This window comes from Staphylococcus sp. HMSC13A10 (assembly GCF_001808005.1).
In the GTDB taxonomy this organism is placed as follows: domain Bacteria; phylum Bacillota; class Bacilli; order Staphylococcales; family Staphylococcaceae; genus Staphylococcus; species Staphylococcus pasteuri.
This window is the reverse complement of record NZ_KV791861.1, coordinates 67721-87107: the sequence shown is the minus strand read 5'-3', so window position 1 is coordinate 87107 and position 19387 is coordinate 67721. Positions and strand designations below refer to the sequence as shown.

General features: G+C 31.2%; 17 protein-coding genes and 3 tRNA genes. 13 read left to right on the top strand and 7 right to left on the bottom strand.

All coding sequences use genetic code 11. The features are described from left to right. The first annotated feature begins 53 nt into the window (after window positions 1-53). From HMPREF3125_RS08055 to glmM, 7 genes are all read left to right on the top strand, one after another. Window positions 54-137: transfer RNA gene (locus HMPREF3125_RS08055), tRNA-Tyr, on the top strand. A 6-nt stretch (window positions 138-143) separates the two neighbouring features. Further along, window positions 144-218, top strand: a tRNA-Gln gene (locus HMPREF3125_RS08050). 3 nt (window positions 219-221) lie between these two features. Then, window positions 222-294: transfer RNA gene (locus HMPREF3125_RS08045), tRNA-Lys, on the top strand. Between the two features lie 96 nt (window positions 295-390). Continuing rightward, window positions 391-1296: an arginase gene (gene rocF, locus HMPREF3125_RS08040; protein ID WP_046466886.1), complete on the top strand. Its 906-nt coding sequence runs from the start codon at window positions 391-393 to the stop codon at window positions 1294-1296. A gap of 127 nt (window positions 1297-1423) precedes the next feature. Then, window positions 1424-2230, top strand: a complete 807-nt coding sequence (cdaA, locus tag HMPREF3125_RS08035) for a diadenylate cyclase CdaA (RefSeq protein WP_026083467.1) — start codon at window positions 1424-1426, stop codon at window positions 2228-2230. Window position 2231: 1 nt separating this feature from the next. Then, the gene (locus HMPREF3125_RS08030) at window positions 2232-3164 is read left to right on the top strand and encodes a CdaR family protein (protein ID WP_070453005.1); all 933 of its coding nucleotides are present in this window, start codon (window positions 2232-2234) and stop codon (window positions 3162-3164) included. Window positions 3165-3191: 27 nt separating this feature from the next. Continuing rightward, on the top strand, window positions 3192-4547 hold the full coding sequence (gene glmM / locus HMPREF3125_RS08025; RefSeq protein WP_017636992.1) for a phosphoglucosamine mutase: 1356 nt from the start codon (window positions 3192-3194) through the stop codon (window positions 4545-4547). 104 nt (window positions 4548-4651) lie between these two features. Here glmM and HMPREF3125_RS08020 read toward each other — a convergent pair whose 3' ends face one another. Genes HMPREF3125_RS08020 through HMPREF3125_RS08005 form a run of 4 tightly spaced genes read right to left on the bottom strand, consistent with a single transcriptional unit; the run spans window position 4652 to window position 9845 of the window. Beyond that, on the bottom strand, window positions 4652-5764 hold the full coding sequence (locus HMPREF3125_RS08020; RefSeq protein ID WP_017636993.1) for a mannitol-1-phosphate 5-dehydrogenase: 1113 nt from the start codon (window positions 5762-5764) through the stop codon (window positions 4652-4654). After that, window positions 5764-6198, bottom strand: coding sequence for a PTS mannitol transporter subunit IIA (locus HMPREF3125_RS08015; protein ID WP_017636994.1), 435 nt, complete (start codon window positions 6196-6198; stop codon window positions 5764-5766). The genes HMPREF3125_RS08020 and HMPREF3125_RS08015 overlap by 1 nt, the downstream gene beginning before the upstream one ends. Before the next feature lie 13 nt (window positions 6199-6211). Beyond that, window positions 6212-8239 carry a BglG family transcription antiterminator gene (locus HMPREF3125_RS08010; protein ID WP_070453002.1) on the bottom strand — a complete coding sequence of 676 codons (2028 nt, stop codon included), beginning with the start codon at window positions 8237-8239 and terminating at the stop codon, window positions 6212-6214. Between the two features lie 34 nt (window positions 8240-8273). Beyond that, window positions 8274-9845 carry a PTS mannitol transporter subunit IIBC gene (locus HMPREF3125_RS08005; protein WP_070452999.1) on the bottom strand — a complete coding sequence of 524 codons (1572 nt, stop codon included), beginning with the start codon at window positions 9843-9845 and terminating at the stop codon, window positions 8274-8276. 686 nt (window positions 9846-10531) lie between these two features. Here HMPREF3125_RS08005 and glmS point away from each other — a divergent pair. Together glmS and HMPREF3125_RS07995 are read left to right on the top strand one after the other, a co-directional pair. After that, entirely contained in the window at window positions 10532-12337 is a 1806-nt protein-coding gene (glmS, locus tag HMPREF3125_RS08000) for a glutamine--fructose-6-phosphate transaminase (isomerizing) (protein ID WP_070452996.1), read from the top strand. A 179-nt stretch (window positions 12338-12516) separates the two neighbouring features. After that, entirely contained in the window at window positions 12517-13374 is an 858-nt protein-coding gene (locus tag HMPREF3125_RS07995; protein ID WP_070452993.1) for an HAD family hydrolase, read from the top strand. A 76-nt stretch (window positions 13375-13450) separates the two neighbouring features. Here HMPREF3125_RS07995 and HMPREF3125_RS07990 read toward each other — a convergent pair whose 3' ends face one another. After that, entirely contained in the window at window positions 13451-14641 is a 1191-nt protein-coding gene (locus HMPREF3125_RS07990; RefSeq protein WP_046466889.1) for a lytic transglycosylase, read from the bottom strand. Between the two features lie 132 nt (window positions 14642-14773). On the opposite strand from HMPREF3125_RS07990, the gene HMPREF3125_RS07985 reads away from it, so the two are divergent. Continuing rightward, window positions 14774-15505 carry a metallophosphoesterase family protein gene (locus HMPREF3125_RS07985; protein WP_017637000.1) on the top strand — a complete coding sequence of 244 codons (732 nt, stop codon included), beginning with the start codon at window positions 14774-14776 and terminating at the stop codon, window positions 15503-15505. 56 nt (window positions 15506-15561) lie between these two features. Here the strand turns inward: HMPREF3125_RS07985 and czrB are convergent, their stop codons facing one another. Together czrB and HMPREF3125_RS07975 are read right to left on the bottom strand one after the other, a co-directional pair. Next, window positions 15562-16512 (bottom strand): CDF family zinc efflux transporter CzrB, encoded by a 951-nt coding sequence (czrB, locus tag HMPREF3125_RS07980; protein ID WP_070452990.1) that lies wholly within the window; start codon window positions 16510-16512, stop codon window positions 15562-15564. 1 nt (window position 16513) lies between these two features. Next, window positions 16514-16837: an ArsR/SmtB family transcription factor gene (locus tag HMPREF3125_RS07975; RefSeq protein ID WP_029056162.1), complete on the bottom strand. Its 324-nt coding sequence runs from the start codon at window positions 16835-16837 to the stop codon at window positions 16514-16516. 143 nt (window positions 16838-16980) lie between these two features. On the opposite strand from HMPREF3125_RS07975, the gene HMPREF3125_RS07970 reads away from it, so the two are divergent. The 3 genes from HMPREF3125_RS07970 (at window position 16981) to HMPREF3125_RS07960 (ending at window position 19237) form a co-directional block, all read left to right on the top strand. Next, complete coding sequence (locus tag HMPREF3125_RS07970) at window positions 16981-17634, top strand: SDR family oxidoreductase (protein WP_070452987.1); 654 nt, start codon at window positions 16981-16983, stop codon at window positions 17632-17634. A gap of 399 nt (window positions 17635-18033) precedes the next feature. Beyond that, window positions 18034-18972, top strand: coding sequence for a type I phosphomannose isomerase catalytic subunit (locus HMPREF3125_RS07965; RefSeq protein WP_070452984.1), 939 nt, complete (start codon window positions 18034-18036; stop codon window positions 18970-18972). A 34-nt stretch (window positions 18973-19006) separates the two neighbouring features. Next, window positions 19007-19237: a hypothetical protein gene (locus tag HMPREF3125_RS07960; RefSeq protein ID WP_017637005.1), complete on the top strand. Its 231-nt coding sequence runs from the start codon at window positions 19007-19009 to the stop codon at window positions 19235-19237. The last annotated feature ends 150 nt before the right edge of the window (window positions 19238-19387 follow it).

Below are 19387 nucleotides of genomic sequence, written 5' to 3'. Positions count from 1 at the left end.
GGCGGTTCGAACCCGTCATTCTCCACCATTTATTTTGTTTAAATAAATATGTTGGAGGGGTAGCGAAGTGGCTAAACGCGGCGGACTGTAAATCCGCTCCTTCGGGTTCGGCAGTTCGAATCTGCCCCCCTCCACCATCTTAATGGGCTATAGCCAAGCGGTAAGGCAACGGACTTTGACTCCGTCACGCGCTGGTTCGAATCCAGCTAGCCCAGCCATATGAGCCATTAGCTCAGTTGGTAGAGCATCTGACTTTTAATCAGAGGGTCAGAGGTTCGAATCCTCTATGGCTCACTCAAAACATCTTTCTTAGGAAAGATGTTTTTTTATTGTTTTATGTAAACGAATACATTATTCTATAACTAATACTTAAAAGAGGTGGAGAATAAGATGAAAAATATAGATATTATTGGGGTACCTTCAACATTTGGTCAAAGAAAATTAGGAGTCAATCTTGGTCCAGATGCAATAAGGTATGCTGGTTTACAAGATAGATTAGAAAATATTGGTCTAAATGTCAGTGATAGAGGTAATATTGATGTACCGACAATAGATTTAAAAAAATTCAACTCTGAGCAAGAAGGTTTAAGAAACTATGATGAAATTGTTCAAGTTTCAAACACTTTAAGTGATAAAGTTGATCAAACTATATCCAATAATAGTTTTCCTCTAGTGATAGGTGGCGATCATTCTATTGCAGTAGGCTCTATTTCTGGAATAAGTAAACACTACTCTAATTTAGGGGTAATTTGGTATGATGCACATGGTGATTTAAATATTCCTGATGAATCTCCATCTGGTAATATACATGGTATGCCATTAAGAATATTACTTGGAGAAGGGCCAAGTGAACTTGTGAATTTAAATGATTTTCAACCTAAACTAAAACCTGAAAATGTTGTTCTTATTGGTATGCGAGATTTAGATAAAGGGGAACGTCATTATATTAAAGAACAAAATATTAAAACTTATACAATGGCTGATATTGATAAGTTAGGTATTGAGTCTGTAATAAATGAGTCTGTACAATATTTAAAAAATAGAAATGTCGATGGATTACATTTATCTTTAGATGTTGATGCATTAGACCCTACAGAAACACCAGGAACCGGTACAAGAGTGTTAGGTGGTTTAAGTTATAGGGAAAGTCATTTTGCGCTTGAATTACTTCATGAAAGCAAAATGATTACATCTATGGATTTAGTTGAAGTTAACCCATTAATTGATTTACATAACAATACAGCGGAACAAGCTGTTTCATTACTTGGTACATTTTTTGGAGAAACACTACTATAATTTAATTTATGTAACTTGCATGTTAATCGACATGCAAGTTTTTTTCATTTTTATTAGTGTTCATATGACACGTGTTCTAATGATTGATATAATGAATAATATGGAAAATGTTATCGGAGGAGATGTTATGGATTTTTCCAATTTTTTTCAAAATTTTAGTACTTTAAAAGTCATAACTAGTGTCCTCGATTTATTGATTGTGTGGTATGTTCTTTATTTACTGATTACAGTTTTTAAAGGTACAAAAGCAATACAATTATTAAAAGGTATTGTTGTAATAGTAATCGGTCAACAAATCAGTAAAATACTAAATTTGACTGCAACTTCAAAATTGTTTGACATTGTGATTCAATGGGGAGTATTGGCATTAATTGTAATATTCCAACCAGAAATTCGAAGAGCTTTGGAACAATTAGGTAGAGGTAGTTTCTTAAAACGTTATACCAACGCCTATACTAAAGATGAAGAGAAATTAATTCAATCTGTATCAAAAGCGGTTCAATATATGGCTAAACGTCGTATTGGAGCACTTATAGTTTTTGAAAAGGAAACTGGTCTTCAAGATTATATTGAAACAGGTATTCCTATGGATTCTAAAATTTCTCAAGAATTATTAACCAATGTGTTTATACCTAATACACCATTACATGATGGTGCAATGATAATTCAAGGAACTAAAATAGCAGCAGCAGCAAGTTATTTACCATTATCAGATAGTGTTAAAATATCTAAAAGTTTAGGTACAAGACATAGAGCAGCTGTAGGTATTTCAGAAGTATCTGATGCTTTTACAGTTATTGTGTCAGAAGAAACTGGTGATATTTCAGTTACTTTTGATGGTAAGTTAAGAAGAGATATTTCAAATGAAGTGTTTGAAGAGCTATTATCTGAACATTGGTTTGGCACACACTTTCAAAAGAAAGGTGTGAATTAATATGTTAGAAAGTAAATGGGGATTAAGATTCGTTGTACTGATATTAGCTATATTTTTCTTCTTATCAGTGAATAATGTATTTGGGAATATCTTTAACTCTGATGATATATCACAGAAATCAACAAAAACAATACAAGATGTTCCAGTAGAAGCGATATATAACCATAAAGATTTACACGCTACACATGTACCAGACACAGTAGATGTAAATATTTCTGGTCCACAATCAAAGTTAATAAAAATTGAAGATCCCGATGATTTAAAAGTTGTTGTAGATTTATCAGGTGAAAAAGCTGGTAAATATCAAAAGAAATTTCAAGTTAAAGGTTTAAATAATAGCATTAATTATAATGTTAAACCTAAATCAGCCAACATCACATTAGAAAAGAAAATAACTAAAACAATGCATGTAGAGCCTGATGTAAGTCAAAGTGATATTGCAGATGGTTACCAAATTGATAATCAAAAAATTTCACCTGAAACAGTTAAAGTAACTGGTGGAGAAGAACAATTAAAACAAATTGCTTACTTAAAAGCAACATTCAAAAATTCTAGTAAAATAAGTAAAGATACTAAAGATATTGCTACAGTAAATGCTTATGACAAAGATTTAAATAAAATGAATGTTTCTATTAACCCAGATGAAGTTGATTTGAAAGTGTCTGTTAAACCTTATAGTAAAAAGGTTAAAGTTAACACAAAGACGACTGGAAAATTAAAAGACAATAAAAAGGTAGATAATGTTAAATTAGATGACGATGAAGTTGAAATTTATGGTAGTAGAGAAGATATACAGGGTATAAATAATATTACAGCTGAAATAGACTTAGATGATATTTCAGAGTCCACTGAGAAAACTGTAAAATTTGATTTACCTAAAAGTGTAAGTAGGGTTAACCCTGAAGAAACAAAAGCTTATATCACAGTTAAATAATTGAAAGAAATAAAAGGAGAATAAAACATGGGAAAATATTTTGGTACTGACGGTGTCAGAGGTGTAGCAAATGAAGAATTAACACCTGAACTAGCGTTTAAGCTAGGTAGATATGGTGGTTATGTATTAGCACATAATAAAGGGGAAAATCACCCTAGAGTCCTTGTTGGTAGAGATACAAGAGTTTCAGGAGAAATGTTAGAATCAGCACTCATTGCAGGACTTATATCTATTGGAGCTGAAGTCATGCGATTGGGTATTATTTCAACGCCAGGTGTAGCATATTTAACGAGAGAAATGGACGCAGAATTAGGTGTAATGATTTCTGCATCACATAATCCAGTTGCAGATAATGGTATTAAATTCTTTGGTTCTGATGGTTTCAAATTATCAGATGATCAAGAAAATGAAATCGAAGAATTACTTGATCAAGAAAATCCAAGTTTACCAAGACCAACTGGTACAGAAATCGTTCATTATTCAGATTACTTTGAAGGTGCACAAAAATATTTAAGTTATTTAAAATCTACTGTAGATGTTAATTTAGAAGGTATGAAAATTGTTTTAGATGGTGCAAATGGTTCTACATCTTCTTTAGCACCATTTTTATTCGGCGATTTAGAAGCTGATACTGAAACAGTGGGTTGTAGTCCAGATGGATACAACATTAATGAAAATTGTGGTTCTACACATCCTGAAGCTCTTGCAAAAAAAGTTCTTGAAACTGGAAGTGACTTTGGTTTAGCATTTGACGGAGATGGAGATAGAATTATTGCTGTTGATGAAAATGGTAAAATCGTTGATGGAGACCAAATTATGTTTATTATTGGTCAAGAAATGCATAAAAACCAAGAATTAAATAATAATATGATAGTTTCAACTGTAATGAGTAATTTAGGTTTTTATAAAGCTTTAGAAAATGAAGGCATTCAATCTAATAAAACTAAAGTTGGAGACCGTTACGTTGTAGAAGAAATGAGAAGAGGAAATTATAATCTTGGTGGTGAGCAATCAGGTCATATCGTATTAATGGATTATAATACAACAGGTGATGGCTTATTAACTGGTGTACAATTAGCAGCTATCATCAAAATGTCAGGTAAATCATTAAGTGAGTTAGCTTCACAAATGAAAACATATCCTCAATCATTAATAAATGTAAGAGTAACAGATAAATATCGCGTTGAAGAAAATATTGATGTTAAAGAAGTAATGACTAAAGTTGAAGTTGAAATGAATGGAGAAGGTAGAATTTTAGTACGTCCTTCTGGAACAGAGCCATTAGTAAGAGTAATGGTTGAAGCTTCAACAGATGAAGATGCAAAAAGATATGCCCAACAAATTGCTGATGTCGTAGAAGACAAAATGGGTTTAGATAAATAATTCAAATAAAGAACGTGCCATAAATGAAAAGGCACGTTCTTTAAATATATATAATAAAAATGGACCAGAAGCTTACATCTGGTCCATTTTTGATTCAACAAATATTATTTTGAAATAAGTTCATTATATTCTTTTTCAATTTCTTCTGCTAATGGTCCTTCAACTTTAGCATACGTTTGTAAGAATGATTTTACACCATGTTCTTGAATATAATTATTCTTTTCAACAGTTTCTTGGTCAGCTTTATCATCATATTTTAAAAGTAGGGCAGCTGCTTTAACTAAGCCATCTCTTTCTAAATTATGTTCATATAAATAATTTAATGGTTTAATAATACGATCTTTAGGACCAATTTTACGTAGAGTTCCGCGACCAACACGTGTTACTTCATCAGATAGATAAGAGTTATTGAAACGTTCAATAATTTTTTCTACATATTGAGATTGTTCTGATTTAGAAAAATCAAATTCACGTGTGATATAATCACTTGTTTCAGCTAGTACACGTCTTAAACCAGCTTCGATAGTGCTATCTTGAACTGCATCTAAAACAGTTGCTTTATTATCGTTATAACCAGCATATGCTAAGAAAGCATGTCCTGTATTAACAGTTAATAATTTTCTTTCAATATAAGGTGTTAAATCATCAACATATTTAATATGGTCTAATTCTTCGCCATACCAAGCATCTTTTTCAACAACCCATTCATAGAAAGGTTCTACCATAACATCTAAAATATTTTCATTTTTTTGTAATGGAACAATTCTATCAACTGCAGAGTTTGCAAAATGAATATTGTCGCCTAAAGGACCAGTAATATCTAAAATAGCTTTTTTAAGTGTATCTGTAGCCATAATAGCATTTTCACAAGCAACGATATTAACATGGTTTTCTTTTTCTTTTAAATATGGAGCAAATGATTTTGCAATAATAGGTAAAATGTTAACACCAACAGCAGTTGTAATTAAATCAGCTTCTAAAATAGCTTGTTTCAATTCATCTGAAGGTTTAGCAGAATTAATCGCATCTACATTGTTTACTCTTGTAGTAGTTTTAGCTTCATCTGCTAAAATAACATCGTATTCATGTTCCGTTTGTAATGCATTAATAATTTCATCATTTACATCTGCAAATGTAACTTTAATATTATTATCAGCTAAAATATATCCAATAAATCCACGACCAATATTACCGGCACCAAAATGTACTGCTTTCATTATGCATCAGCCTCCTCAAAGACTTGTTTAATTTCGTCAGCAGATTTAGCGTTGATAATACGTTCTACATTTTCTTCTTCACTGAAAGTAATCGCAATTTTAGATAATAAGTCTAAGTGTTCTCCGTCTTTACCAGCGATACCAACGACAACTTTAACTTCTTCGCCATTCCAATCAACACCTTCAGGAATTTGTAATAAACTTAAGCCTGATTGAATGACATTTCCTTTAGCTTCTTCAGTACCGTGAGGAATTGCTAAACCGTTACCCATAAATGTTGAAACAACATCTTCACGATCTTTCATTGCTTGAATATAATTTTCAGTTACAGCTCCGCTATCAACTAGAGCTTGTCCTGCTTTCTCGATTGCATCGTTTTGGCTTGCTACTGATACGTTAATAAAAATGTTTTCATTACTGAATAATTCGCTCATTATAAATACACTCCTAAATTAATTGTTTTTTAATTCGTTTTAAAAATTGCTTTTCCAGTATAATTTTAAAGTCATGTGGATTTTTCATAAAATCATCTAAGTTTTCCAAATGGTTGCTTAGTGTTTCGGAAATTGTACTAACAAGATCTACCATGATTGCATTATCTGGAATAAACATACTTAACATATAATTAATGTAGTCATTGTCATTTTGAATATTACTCATCTTTATAGGTTCCTCCAAAATAGTTATGAGGATACATGGTTCTTTAAACATTGAATCTCTCATATGAGGAATAGCTATAGGGTAGGGGCTTAGTATCCAATTAGGATTTTCCTCCAACCGATGTTGTAATAATTCAGCGAATGACTGACCATCATCAATAATACGATGACTTACTAGGTAATCAGATAAATATTGATTCCAATTATCTACTGATTTATATTCTATTTTCACGGAATCAACTAACTTTAAACCTTGACGTATTGTTTCCATAATATCTTCAGGTGAATAATTAATTAATTCTTTTCCTTCATTTTGATTCATATGGTGTGCTTCTTTAGTATTTAAAAATGAAGCGACATATCCTATGTCAGAATCAGGGAGTAAAGGATTAACTGTTAAAAATGGTCTATCTATATCCAAATTTACGGTGGATATAATACCATCGTATTGAGATAAATCAAGCACGTTTAGATCACTTACAGAAGCCTGTGTAATTCGTTCAATTTCACTAAACACTTGTTCAAGTCTAGTTGCTAATAGACGGCTTGTACCTATGCCACTACTACAGACGACTAAAATATTTAAAAATTGATGTCCTTGGTTTTTAATTGATCCTCCAAAATGAAGGACAATAAAAGCAATCTCGCTATCAGGAAAGATTAACTCTGGCCAAACAACATGCAATGCTTTGCTCACATTATCAAATAGTCTTGGATATTTGTACTTAATCATATCGGTCAAAGGATTATATGTTTCAATATTTGATTCTAAACGATTAATTGCTGGATTAATATGCAATGATAATCCATTAATTAGAGTAGTTTTTTCATCAAAGTATTGACCCGAAATCTCTTCTACGTTTTGCACGAAAGATTTTATTTTTTGTTCATTTTTCTTATCTTCAAATAAAGTATCTTTAGTATCTTTACGTTTTGAACCCCGCAAGTGAATGGTAATAAATGTGACTTCAGCTTGGTTGAATTGGACATCATATAAATCTTCTAGACGTTTAGCAATTTCACTAGCTACTTCATGTTCAAATGTATGTTTTACCGATTGATAAATATCTTCATTAAGTGATACATATTCATTGTTTTGCATACGAGTAATACTTAGTACAATATGAACGGTTAACGTGAGATAGCTAGATTCTGTTAGTGAATAGGGAAGCTCTCCTAAATAATCCATTAGAATTCTCTCAACTTTAAATATTCGGTCTAAATCCACAAGTGATTGTTGAGATTGATGTAATGATTGATAGACAAAATGATTTTCAATAACTGAATAAACACTTGTACTATTTAAATTATTTACCATTAGCTGACTTAAGAACTCTCTTTTTTTAGATTCAGTACCATTTAACATAACACCTTCGCCACGTTTTCGTTTTAAGGATAATTGATATGATTCTAAATCATGTTCTAATTCATCCAATAATTTAGCTAATGATTGGATAGAAACGCTGATTTCTTGAGCAAGACTATACTGTTTAACGGCATGTTTAGATTGAATAAGAGCATATAAAATAATGACCTTTTGTTCTTCAACTGATAAGTCTATAGTTTGTTGTTGCGTCATTTCATATTTTAAGCTTTGAATAGCTTGTTGATCCCCATTTAAACGAATACCTTTTTTGTTAACTCGGTCAAGTTGAATTGAAAAGGTATCTATATATGATTCAACGTGCTTTAATTCTCTATGAATAGTACGAGAGGACACTGCCAGTTGTTGAGCAATGTCATATATAGTGACATATTGTCCGTGATACTTGATTAAAAGTTCTATAATCTCTTTTTCACGTGTACTCAATAACATGGCGGTATCCTCCATTAATATTAATATTTAAAAATTATTGTTCTTCTTTTTTAAGGTTATTTAGTAATTCTTCATATCTTGGTGAGTTTAAGAAGTTATCAACTGAAATGTGAATTGCATTTGGTACTTGTTTAATTGCACGGTCAGTTAATGTTTTTTGAGTGATAACTAATTGAGCATCACTTGGTAATTGGTTAATTGCTGTGTTTGTAACATTTACATCTGAGATGCCAGCTTTTTTGAATTTATTACGTAACATACTAGCACCCATTGCACTAGAACCCATACCCGCATCACATGCAAAGATAACATGGTCAACATTACTGTAATCGTGGGCATCAACATCTTCAGTATTATAATTATCTAATAATTGATCAGCATTATCTTCATCATCAGATTGTTCTGTTGAAGTAGCAGCACCTGCAGCGCCAGCACCTGTTGCAGCACCAGCAGTAGTAGCTTTAGCTGGTGAGTCATTATTATCTTTATTAGTTAATTTTGAAGACACACTTGATTTTTTACCTTTAGTTGCTTCCATTTGAGCAGTAGCAGCTTCTAAATCTTGTTTAGGTTCTTTAGTGAACTTAAGAATAATTGCTGAAACAGCGAAAGAAACTAATGTCGCTAATACTACACCTAATAACATATGAAGGAATTCACCTTTAGGTGCGTTAATACAATAAGTGATAAATGATCCTGGTGACGCTGGACTTCTAAATCCAAATCCAGTTGCTTGATAAGTAGCAACGCCAGTCATACCACCTAAAATAACTGAGATAAATAACATTGGTCTCATTAATACGTAAGGGAAATAAATTTCATGAATTCCACCTAAGAAGTGGATGATTCCTGCACCGTAAGAAGTAGCTTTTGCAGTTCCTTTACCAAAGAACATATATGCAAGTAAAATACCAAAACCAGGTCCAGGGTTTGATTCAATTGTATAAAGTATTGATTGACCTGCTGTAGCAGCTTGGTCAGCACCAAGTGGTGTGAATACACCATGGTTGATAGCGTTATTTAAGAATACAATTTTAGCTGGTTCAACTAAAATACTTACGATTGGAAGTAAATGAGCATGAACTAAAGCCTCAACTGCAACTGATAATATATGCATGATGAATTTCATGATTGGAGCTAAAATTTCAAAACTTAAAATTGTCATGATGAAACCTAGGATACCAGCAGAGAAGTTATTGAATAACATCTCGAAACCTTGTGGTGTTCTAGGTTGAACAAATTCGTCAGTTTTTTTCATTAACCAACCAACTAATGGTCCCATAATCATTGCACCAAGTAACATTGGTGTGTCAGGTAATGCTACGATAACCCCCATAGTTGATGTAGCAGCAATGATACCACCACGTAATCCGTGGATTAAACGTCCACCACTAAATGCGATTAATAATGGGATTAAAAATTTAATCATAGGATCAGCTAATTGAGATAAATCTTTATTAGGCATCCATCCATTGTCTATAAATATAGCAGCGATAAATCCCCAAGCGATGAACGCGCCAATGTTTGGCATGATCATACTACTAAGAAAAGAACCGAATGCTTGAACTTTACGGCCAAAACCTTTGTTTTCTTGTTTCTGAGCCATATCTACACCTCTTTTTTAATTAGTATTTGACTATATTTATTGTAAATCTAAGTAGACAATTACTACAACAAGAACAAAATTCAAATTTGTCATAATAATCATGACAACAATCATTCTATAATATATAGGTAAAGATAATGTAAATTAAAAGCTTTATTACAATGAATTTTAAATGGAAACGGTAGTACATATTTTTTACAAAAACCTTGTGAAAATATTTGCAATTAAGACAAACTACATTGTACAATAGGTTCTAATGGAAGGGAGGATAGTAAAACAATATTACAAAGCGCCTGTGCAAGCTATTAATGACATGTGAGGATTAGAAATTAAATCTATTTGTATAAATTTCTATAGCGTACATTTATAACTTGTAGACGAGGAGGATAGTGATCGAATAGATCGGCGGATGCTATCCCGGATGTGGCTCATTCGTTAGCTTATTAAGTAAAACAGTAGGGTAACCTATTGGACAAAGTTAATAAGATCGCCAATTAATATTATATAAAATGAAAAACGTTAGAAGTTTAAGTGTGATAATTTATCACGCTTATTTTCAAGTGTGGTTAAACTAAGATAAAAGTTACTACAAATATGAACGCTAATGATAGTAGATTACTAAACTAAATTATAAGTAATAAATCATTGCTACTAACGTTATTTCAATAACTGGAGGAAAAGTAAATATGTGCGGAATAGTAGGATATATTGGCTATGATAATGCCAAAGAATTATTATTAAAAGGTTTAGAAAAATTAGAATATAGAGGTTATGATTCAGCTGGTGTTGCTGTAGCAAACGACGAAGGCACTAAAGTATTTAAAGAAAAAGGTCGTATTGCAGAATTACGCAAAGTAGCGGATAGTAGTGATATTGATGGCACTGTTGGAATCGGTCACACTCGTTGGGCAACACATGGTGTACCTAACTATGAAAACTCACATCCACATCAATCAACTACTGGTCGTTTTACACTAGTACATAATGGTGTAATTGAAAACTATGAAGAATTAAGAAATGAATATTTAAATGATGTTAAATTTGTTTCTGAAACAGATACAGAAGTTATCGTTCAATTAATTGAATACTTCTCTAAACAAGGTTTTGAAACAGAAGATGCATTTACTAAAGTTGTTTCATTATTACATGGTTCATACGCTTTAGGTTTATTAGATGAAGAAGATAAAGATACTATGTATGTAGCTAAGAATAAATCACCACTTTTAATCGGTGTTGGTGATGGTTTTAATGTCATTGCATCAGATGCATTAGCTATGTTACAAGTAACTAATCAATATAAAGAAATTCATGACCATGAAATTGTTATCGTTAAACGTGATGAAGTTATTATCAAGGATATTAACGGTCAAGTTCAAGAACGTGACGCTTATACTGCTGAAATTGATGCATCAGATGCTGAAAAAGGTGTTTACGATCACTACATGTTAAAAGAGATTCACGAACAACCAGCTGTTATGCGTCGAATTATACAAGAATATCAAGATGACGAAGGTAATCTAAAAATTGATAAAGACATAGTAGATGATGTTGCACAAGCTGATCGTATCTATATTATCGCTGCTGGTACTAGCTATCATGCTGGTTTAGTTGGTAAAGAATTCTTAGAAAAATGGGCAGGTGTACCAACAGAAGTACACGTAGCTTCTGAATTTGTTTATAACATGCCTTTATTATCTGAAAAACCATTATTCATTTATATTTCACAATCTGGTGAAACTGCAGATAGTCGTGCCGTATTGGTTGAAACTAAAAAATTAGGTCATAAAGCGCTAACAATAACTAACGTATCTGGTTCAACATTATCACGTGAAGCGGATCAAACATTATTATTACACGCAGGTCCAGAAATTGCCGTAGCTTCTACTAAAGCATATACAGCACAAATTGCTGTATTATCCATTTTAGCTCAAATAGTTGCTAAAACACATGGTCGTGAAGCAGACATTGATTTATTAAGAGAATTAGCGAAAGTTACTACTGCAATCGAATCTATCGTAGACGATGCACCTGTAATGGAACAAATTGCTACTGATTTCCTTGAGACAACACATAATGCATTCTTTATTGGTCGTACTATTGATTATAATGTCAGTCAAGAAGGTGCATTAAAACTTAAAGAGATATCATATATTCAAGCTGAAGGATTTGCTGGCGGTGAATTAAAACATGGTACGATTGCATTAATTGAAGATCGTACACCAGTTATTGCTTTAGCTACTCAAGACAATGTAAACTTATCTATTCGTGGTAATGTTAAAGAAGTTGCTGCACGTGGTGCTAGTACTTGTATTATCTCAATGGAAGGTTTAGAAAAAGAGGGAGATACGTATGTCATTCCTCATGTTCATGAATTATTAACACCATTAGTTTCAGTAGTAGCACTACAATTAATTTCTTATTATGCAGCGCTACACAGAGATCTTGATGTTGATAAACCACGTAACTTAGCAAAATCAGTTACAGTTGAATAAATTTAAAAATTAAAAGTGATGAATACCATAATTTTGGTATTAAGAAACTTTAACATGTTGATATAAGGATAATCCCTTTTAGTTATGAGTTGACTAAAAAGGGATTATTTTTATTGCACTTTTCTTAAATAAGTGACAAAATTTTAAGTAATATAGAACTTAACATATTGGAGGATTATATGGACAACATAAAAGCGATATTTTTAGATATGGATGGTACAATTTTACATGAAGATAATAGAGCATCTGAATATACTAGAGACGTCATTAATTCACTAAAAGATAATGAATTCAAAGTATTCTTAGCGACTGGGCGTTCATATTCTGAAATTCATCAACTAGTACCAGAAGGTTTTTTAGTTGATGGTATTATAAGTTCCAACGGTACAACTGGTGAAGTCAATGATAAAAATATATTTAAGCATAGTATGTCTTTAGATTCTGTGAATCAAATTGTGAAATTAGCACAACAACATCACATTTATTATGAAGTATTCCCATTTGGTGAACAACGCCTAGTATTAAAAGAAGATCAATCTTGGATGAGTGAAATGGTGAGTGGCAGTGAAACGCCTCCTAATAATGTAGGACAAAGCGAATGGGCATCAAGACGAGAAGCCATAAAAGATAAAATTCAATGGGTAGATCAATTTCCTGAAAAGGATTATTCAAAAATATATCTATTTAATACAAACTTAGATAAAATTAGTCGTTTTCGTGATGAACTTCAACAAAATAAAGTATTACTAAATATTAGTGTATCTAACTCTTCACGTTATAACGCTGAAACAATGGCTTATAATACTGATAAAGGTACAGGTATCAAAGAAATGATTGAATACTTTAATATTAAACAAGAAGAAACACTTGTGATAGGTGACAGTGATAACGATAGAGCTATGTTTGAATTTGGACATTATACAGTTGCAATGAAAAATGCTCGTACAGAAATTCAATCATTAACAGACGATGTAACTGAATATACTAATGAAGAAGATGGCGCAGCCAAATACTTAAAAAAACATTTTCTAAGTTAAGATATTGATTGAAATAGATATAATAAAAAGGTCGAAGTACAATTTTAAATATTTGTACTTCGACCTTTATTATTAATTATTTATTATTAGGATTATTTTTATCAATTGTATCTTTAGCTGTTTCTTCTAAATTATCTTTATGAGATGTTGTAGAATTTGATAAATCATCTTTGTGTTGAGTAGCTTTATCGTTTAATTCTTTTTTAGAATCTTGAGTAGTAGATTTTGCGTTATCTTTTAAATCAGATGAATGTTGATCAACTTTATCTTTAGTTGTATCTTGTAAATCTTGTGTTTTTGTAGTTTTATTATTTGTGTCTTTATTTGCAACTGCTTTATTAGCTTTATTCTTTTTAGAGTTAGTTGTAACTTTTTCGCCACGGCGAATAAAGTATTGAACGATACCCATAAGTAAAGCATAGTAGATAAATAGTGTTACTAAAATAACAATGATTTGAAGTGTTACTAATAAGATTTGAGCAACAGTTTGTGACATACTACCAGTTGCCATTTGTACTAACGTTACTAGTACACGAGTAATAATTGTTATTAGTAAATTAATTAATAAAATACCAATAAAGAATTTCAACCATGTTTTATGACCATTCTTAATTGCTTTAAATCCATCTTTAACACTTGTCATAGCAGATTGTTTTGGATTTTCAGTATATGCTGCAGTGTAATTAATGATTAAAACAAAGAAGAACCAATAAAAGATAGATGTGATAAATCCAACGATTAATGTTACAGCAATTTGGAATGTTAAATATGCTGGCATTGGATTATCCATTTTGCTTAAAGGACCTTGTAAAGCACTAACTAATGGTGAAAGTGCCAAGTTTAATAATTTATTTACAAAATATAAAATGACTGACATGATAACAATCATTAATATTGTAATTAATGCTAGTAATAAACTTTTAGCATAGTGACCTTTTTTAAAGGCGATAAATAAATCAGAGAATTTAACTTTATCTTTTCTGATAGCTCTAGAAATAACATTTATAGCACCAGCTAATAACTGATAACCTAAAAATATAAATAATAAGATGACTAATACAGCTACACCAATAATTGGAATAAGTAATGGTCCTGCTGGTTGACCGAATTGCATCATCATTTGTAATTGCATCATTTGTTGGCCAATCATAGCCATTGCAACTCTACCGACTAAGAAAATGACGATAAAGCTTATTAATGTAAATAATATTGCTTTAAGATTCTGGGGTTTAGCATTCTTAAATGCTAAGTTATAATATTTAAACAAATTTTAAGCACTCCTTTTTGTTAATATAAATACAATATCAAAAATTTGGACTTTTTCAAATTAATATCTAACATAATAGGGTATTAAGTGTTAAAATGTTCTAATGAATTTAATATGAAAGGAGATATCATCATGAAATTTGCAATTATAACTGATGTACATGGTAACTTTGATGCATTAGAAACTGTATTAGATGATATTGATAGTAGAGAAGATATTGAAAAAATTTATAATCTTGGAGATAATATCGGAATCGGACATGAAACAAACAAAGTATTAGACCATATTTTCGATCGCGATGATATGGAAATGATTGCAGGTAATCATGATGAAGCTATTATGTCGGTTGTAAACGGCACTCCTTATCCGGAAGATTTAAAAGATAAGTTTTACGAACATCATCAATGGATTGCTAGCCATTTAGATGAAGAATATTATGAAGAATTAAATCAATTACCTCGATTTATCGAAAAAGAAATTTGCGGTAAAAAAGTGTTATTTATACACTATGAGATTGAAAATGATAAATTATCTTCTCCTATAGATGAAGTACCTTTTAGTCCTATAGTCAAAGATGATGAACAAGAAATGACACAATTATTTGCAGATAAAGATGCAGATTTAATTATTTTTGGTCATAATCACAGATTGCATATGTTTGACGATAAAAATAAAATGTATTTTAATCCAGGTTCTGTTGGATTAAATAACGGTTCAAATGCTGTTTATGGTATTGTTACTATTACAGAAACTGATATTTCAATTGAAAGAGTTAAAGTTGCATTTGATAATGAAGAATTTTTAGAGGGATTTGAAGCTAAACAAGTACCTGCTAGAGATTTTATATTTGATAAATTTATATAAAATAGAAGTTGCCTCTCCACAAGTTAATTTGAAGCATGGAGAGGCAATTTTTTTATTTAATGATGATGTTCTTGACCATGAATGCCTGAACATAATGTCGCGTCATCGTGATCATGATTTGCTGTTTCAAGTTGAATCGTCATATGTTGGATGTTTAAATGCAATAAGTCATGTTCAATTTGCTTAAGTAGTTGTTCTCCTTCTTTGATAGTTAACGTATCAGCAACAACTGCATGACAACTTAAGGCATTTAAATCATTAGAAATAGTCCAAACATGATAATCATGCACACTTTGGATAACGCTATGATTTGTTAGCGACTGTATAATTGCATCTAAATCAACATCGCTAGGTGTTCCTTCCATTAAAATGTTGATTGAAGATTTAGCTATACCATATGCACTTTTTAAAATAATGACGGACACTAAAATACTAGCGATAGGGTCAGCGATAGTCCAACCTAATGTCCAAATCAAAATGGCTGCTACAATCGCACCGATGGAGCCAAATAAGTCACCAAGTACATGTAAAAAAGCGCCTCTCATATTAAGGTTATGTGACGTGTCACCGCTTTTAAACATTAAAATTGCAACTGCAACATTAACGATTAAACCAATTAAACTAATAATAAACATTTCTTTCGATTGTACTTCAGGTGGTGCGAAAAATCGTTTGATTGCTTCTATTACTATTAAAATACTAATGACAAACAACGTCACGCCATTAAAAAGTGCTGCTAATACTTCAAAACGTTTATAGCCATAAGTCTTAGATGTAGTTGCATGTTTTTCTGCATAGATAAATGCGATTAACGCTACAAAAAGTGATAAAGAGTCACTAAACATATGAAAACCATCGGACAGTAATGCAAGACTATTAGCTAAAAAACCACCAATGATTTCTACTAACATAAATAGTCCGATAATAAGAAACGAGATAAATAGAACTTTTTTATTATTTGTGTGTACATGACCATGAGAATGATCATGAGGATGTTGTGTTGTCATATTATTTTTCACCTTCTATTGGATGACTCGCATGATGAATAGCTTGCTTTAATAGGGTAGAGACATGTTGATCATCTAAAGAATAAATCATACTTTGACCTTGTCGTTTAGATTTAACTAGGTTGACTGATTTTAATAATTTAAGTTGATGAGAAACATTAGATTGTGATAGGTCTAATGTGTGTGAAATATGCCCTACACTAGATTCACCAGTTGCTAACAATTCCATGATTCTAATACGATTTATATCACTTAAAGCTTTGAAAATATCAGTAACTCTTTCTAATGTTTGATGATGGGATGTTTCAAGTTTACTTTCAGTCATACGAACACCTCTTAATATATGAATACTTGTTCATATATTAATATACAATGGTTTGAAATTAAGGTCAATAATATAATGGAAGTTTAATTGGATATTTAAGTGGTAAATGAGTTATTACAAGAAATAAAAAGGAGGACGTTGGAATGAGTATATTAGTAATTGGTGCTAACGGTGGCGTAGGTTCTAAATTAGTAGATCAATTAAAAGAAGATAATGTTGACTTTACTGCCGGTGTTAGAAAAGAGGAGCAAGTGTCAGAATTAGAAAATAATGACATTAAAGCTCTAAATATTGATGTTGAAAATGATAGTATCGAAGACTTAACAAACAAATTCCAATCATTTGATAAAGTGATTTTCTCTGTTGGTTCAGGTGGAAGTACAGGTGCAGACAAAACTTTTTATGTAGATTTAGATGGTGCTGTTAAAACAATCAAAGCAAGTGAAAAAGCAGGTATCAAACATTATGTTATGGTCTCAACTTATGATTCAAGAAGAGAAGCGTTTGACGCAAGTGGGGATTTAAAACCATATACGATTGCAAAACATTATGCTGATGATTATTTAAGACATTCAGATTTAAATTATACAATTGTACATCCAGGTGGCCTCAAAGATGATGCAGGTACTGGAAAAATTAAAGCGGATTTATATTTCGATAGTTATAGCACAATTCCACGTGAAGATGTTGCACGAGTTCTAAAATATGTTGTAACTTCAGATAAATTCAGTAATCAAGAATTCCAAATTTTATCTGGAGAATCAACAATTGAAGATGCTCTAAAAGCATATGAATAATTAATTATAAGTTCAAATTATAAAATGACTTAGGGGATATATTTCAATCGTCCCCTAAGTTTTTTTATTTATAATAAATATGGAATATTTTTATGATTAAAATGAGGAATTTTATAACTTATCATCATTGCAATATATTGTTATAATAACGAGAACCATTTATTTTATAATAGAATCGTTAATTAAAATATAAAGATAATATTGTCTTGTAAATATTTATCAAAATCAACATAACCATTGAATTATGAATTATGATACAATCACATGTAGTGAGTTGAAATGAGTTTATAACATTTCAAACTAAAGTAACATATACATATTATTAGAACCTATGTTAGGAGATTTTTATATCACTAACAATTGATTAACATATACAACGAGAGTAATGGAGGTGTAGTAATGCCGCTGTTTTTAAAAGCTATTTTTCATGAAAAATTATGGGGTGGTAATAAATTAGAATCATTTGGGTACAATCTTCCTAGCAAACATATTGGAGAATGCTGGGGTATTTCAGCACATCCCAATGGTACCAATGAAATTACCAATGGTCTTTATGCAGGCCAAACATTAGATAAAGTATGGGCAGAGCATCGAGAATTATTCGGTGAATTTCCAAGTAAAGATTTTCCATTGCTCGCAAAGATAGTAGATGCTGAATCGCCTTTATCTATTCACGTACATCCAGATGATTCATATGCTTATGAACATGAAAATGGCCAATATGGTAAATCAGAGTGTTGGTACATTATTGATGCGGAAGAAGGCTCTGAAATTGTTTTAGGCACAACTGCAGAATCTAAAGAAGTTTTTCAACAACAACTAGAACAAGGAACATTTGAAAATGATTTAAAGAAAGTAACAGTTAAGCCTGGCGAATTTTATTTTGTACCAGCTGGAACACTTCATAGTATAGGATCAGGAATTATTGCATATGAAGTGATGCAGTCATCCGATATATCCTATCGTATTTATGATTATAAAAGAGCCAAACATACAGGCGAGTCTAGAGAGTTAAATATACAAAAAGCTTTAGATGTGATGGAATTTAATAGTGATTTACCTAATATTATTCCAGAAAAAGAAATTATAGAAAGTCACCAATGTACGCATATTGTATCTAATGATTTCTTTACTATAGTAAAATGGGAAATTTCTGGCACATTAAATTATATGAAACCACGTGAATTTTGCTTAGTTTCAGTAATTGAAGGTGAAGGTAAACTTATTACAGATGGTGAAGTATTTAATATACAAAAAGGAAGTCATTTTGTATTAACTTCAGAAGATCTCGATAATATATTTGAAGGAGATTTTTCTTTAATTATTAGTTATATATAAACTTATATATTTAATACAAAGGATGTTCATAATTATGAAACAATTTTTATATATTTCTTTATTATGTGGTGTCATTTCAGGTGCAGGTGTGTTTTTTAATATGCCACATTATCCATCATTTATAATACCGAGAATAGTTGCTATTGTGGGAGTTATTAGTGCTATTCTTACAATTCGAGACAAAGAAAGTAGTTTTATGCTATCAATAGGCGGCATAATGATTAATTTGTTACCATTATTAGGCTCATTCCTACCTACACATTAAATAGCATAATAATTTTTATTGATAGTATACACATGCGCAGACTAATGATAAGTGTCATTGGTCTGTTTTTTAATAAAATATGTGAAAATAGTTGTAGTAGCGTCGTTTTGTTAGATATAATAAGGTAATTACAAAAACTTATTTTACATA

What these genes read in the sequence shown, in the direction of transcription:
- HMPREF3125_RS08015 (WP_017636994.1), bottom strand. Translation starts at nt 6,198, where the DNA reads ATGAGCGAATTATTCAGTAATGAAAACATTTTTATTAACGTATCAGTA.
- HMPREF3125_RS07985 (WP_017637000.1), top strand. Translation starts at nt 14,774, where the DNA reads ATGAAATTTGCAATTATAACTGATGTACATGGTAACTTTGATGCATTA.
- HMPREF3125_RS08020 (WP_017636993.1), bottom strand. Translation starts at nt 5,764, where the DNA reads ATGAAAGCAGTACATTTTGGTGCCGGTAATATTGGTCGTGGATTTATT.
- czrB (WP_070452990.1), bottom strand. Translation starts at nt 16,512, where the DNA reads ATGACAACACAACATCCTCATGATCATTCTCATGGTCATGTACACACA.
- glmS (WP_070452996.1), top strand. Translation starts at nt 10,532, where the DNA reads ATGTGCGGAATAGTAGGATATATTGGCTATGATAATGCCAAAGAATTA.
- glmM (WP_017636992.1), top strand. Translation starts at nt 3,192, where the DNA reads ATGGGAAAATATTTTGGTACTGACGGTGTCAGAGGTGTAGCAAATGAA.
- cdaA (WP_026083467.1), top strand. Translation starts at nt 1,424, where the DNA reads ATGGATTTTTCCAATTTTTTTCAAAATTTTAGTACTTTAAAAGTCATA.
- HMPREF3125_RS07970 (WP_070452987.1), top strand. Translation starts at nt 16,981, where the DNA reads ATGAGTATATTAGTAATTGGTGCTAACGGTGGCGTAGGTTCTAAATTA.
- HMPREF3125_RS08005 (WP_070452999.1), bottom strand. Translation starts at nt 9,845, where the DNA reads ATGGCTCAGAAACAAGAAAACAAAGGTTTTGGCCGTAAAGTTCAAGCA.
- HMPREF3125_RS08010 (WP_070453002.1), bottom strand. Translation starts at nt 8,239, where the DNA reads ATGTTATTGAGTACACGTGAAAAAGAGATTATAGAACTTTTAATCAAG.
- HMPREF3125_RS07995 (WP_070452993.1), top strand. Translation starts at nt 12,517, where the DNA reads ATGGACAACATAAAAGCGATATTTTTAGATATGGATGGTACAATTTTA.
- HMPREF3125_RS07965 (WP_070452984.1), top strand. Translation starts at nt 18,034, where the DNA reads ATGCCGCTGTTTTTAAAAGCTATTTTTCATGAAAAATTATGGGGTGGT.
- HMPREF3125_RS07960 (WP_017637005.1), top strand. Translation starts at nt 19,007, where the DNA reads ATGAAACAATTTTTATATATTTCTTTATTATGTGGTGTCATTTCAGGT.
- HMPREF3125_RS08030 (WP_070453005.1), top strand. Translation starts at nt 2,232, where the DNA reads ATGTTAGAAAGTAAATGGGGATTAAGATTCGTTGTACTGATATTAGCT.
- HMPREF3125_RS07975 (WP_029056162.1), bottom strand. Translation starts at nt 16,837, where the DNA reads ATGACTGAAAGTAAACTTGAAACATCCCATCATCAAACATTAGAAAGA.
- rocF (WP_046466886.1), top strand. Translation starts at nt 391, where the DNA reads ATGAAAAATATAGATATTATTGGGGTACCTTCAACATTTGGTCAAAGA.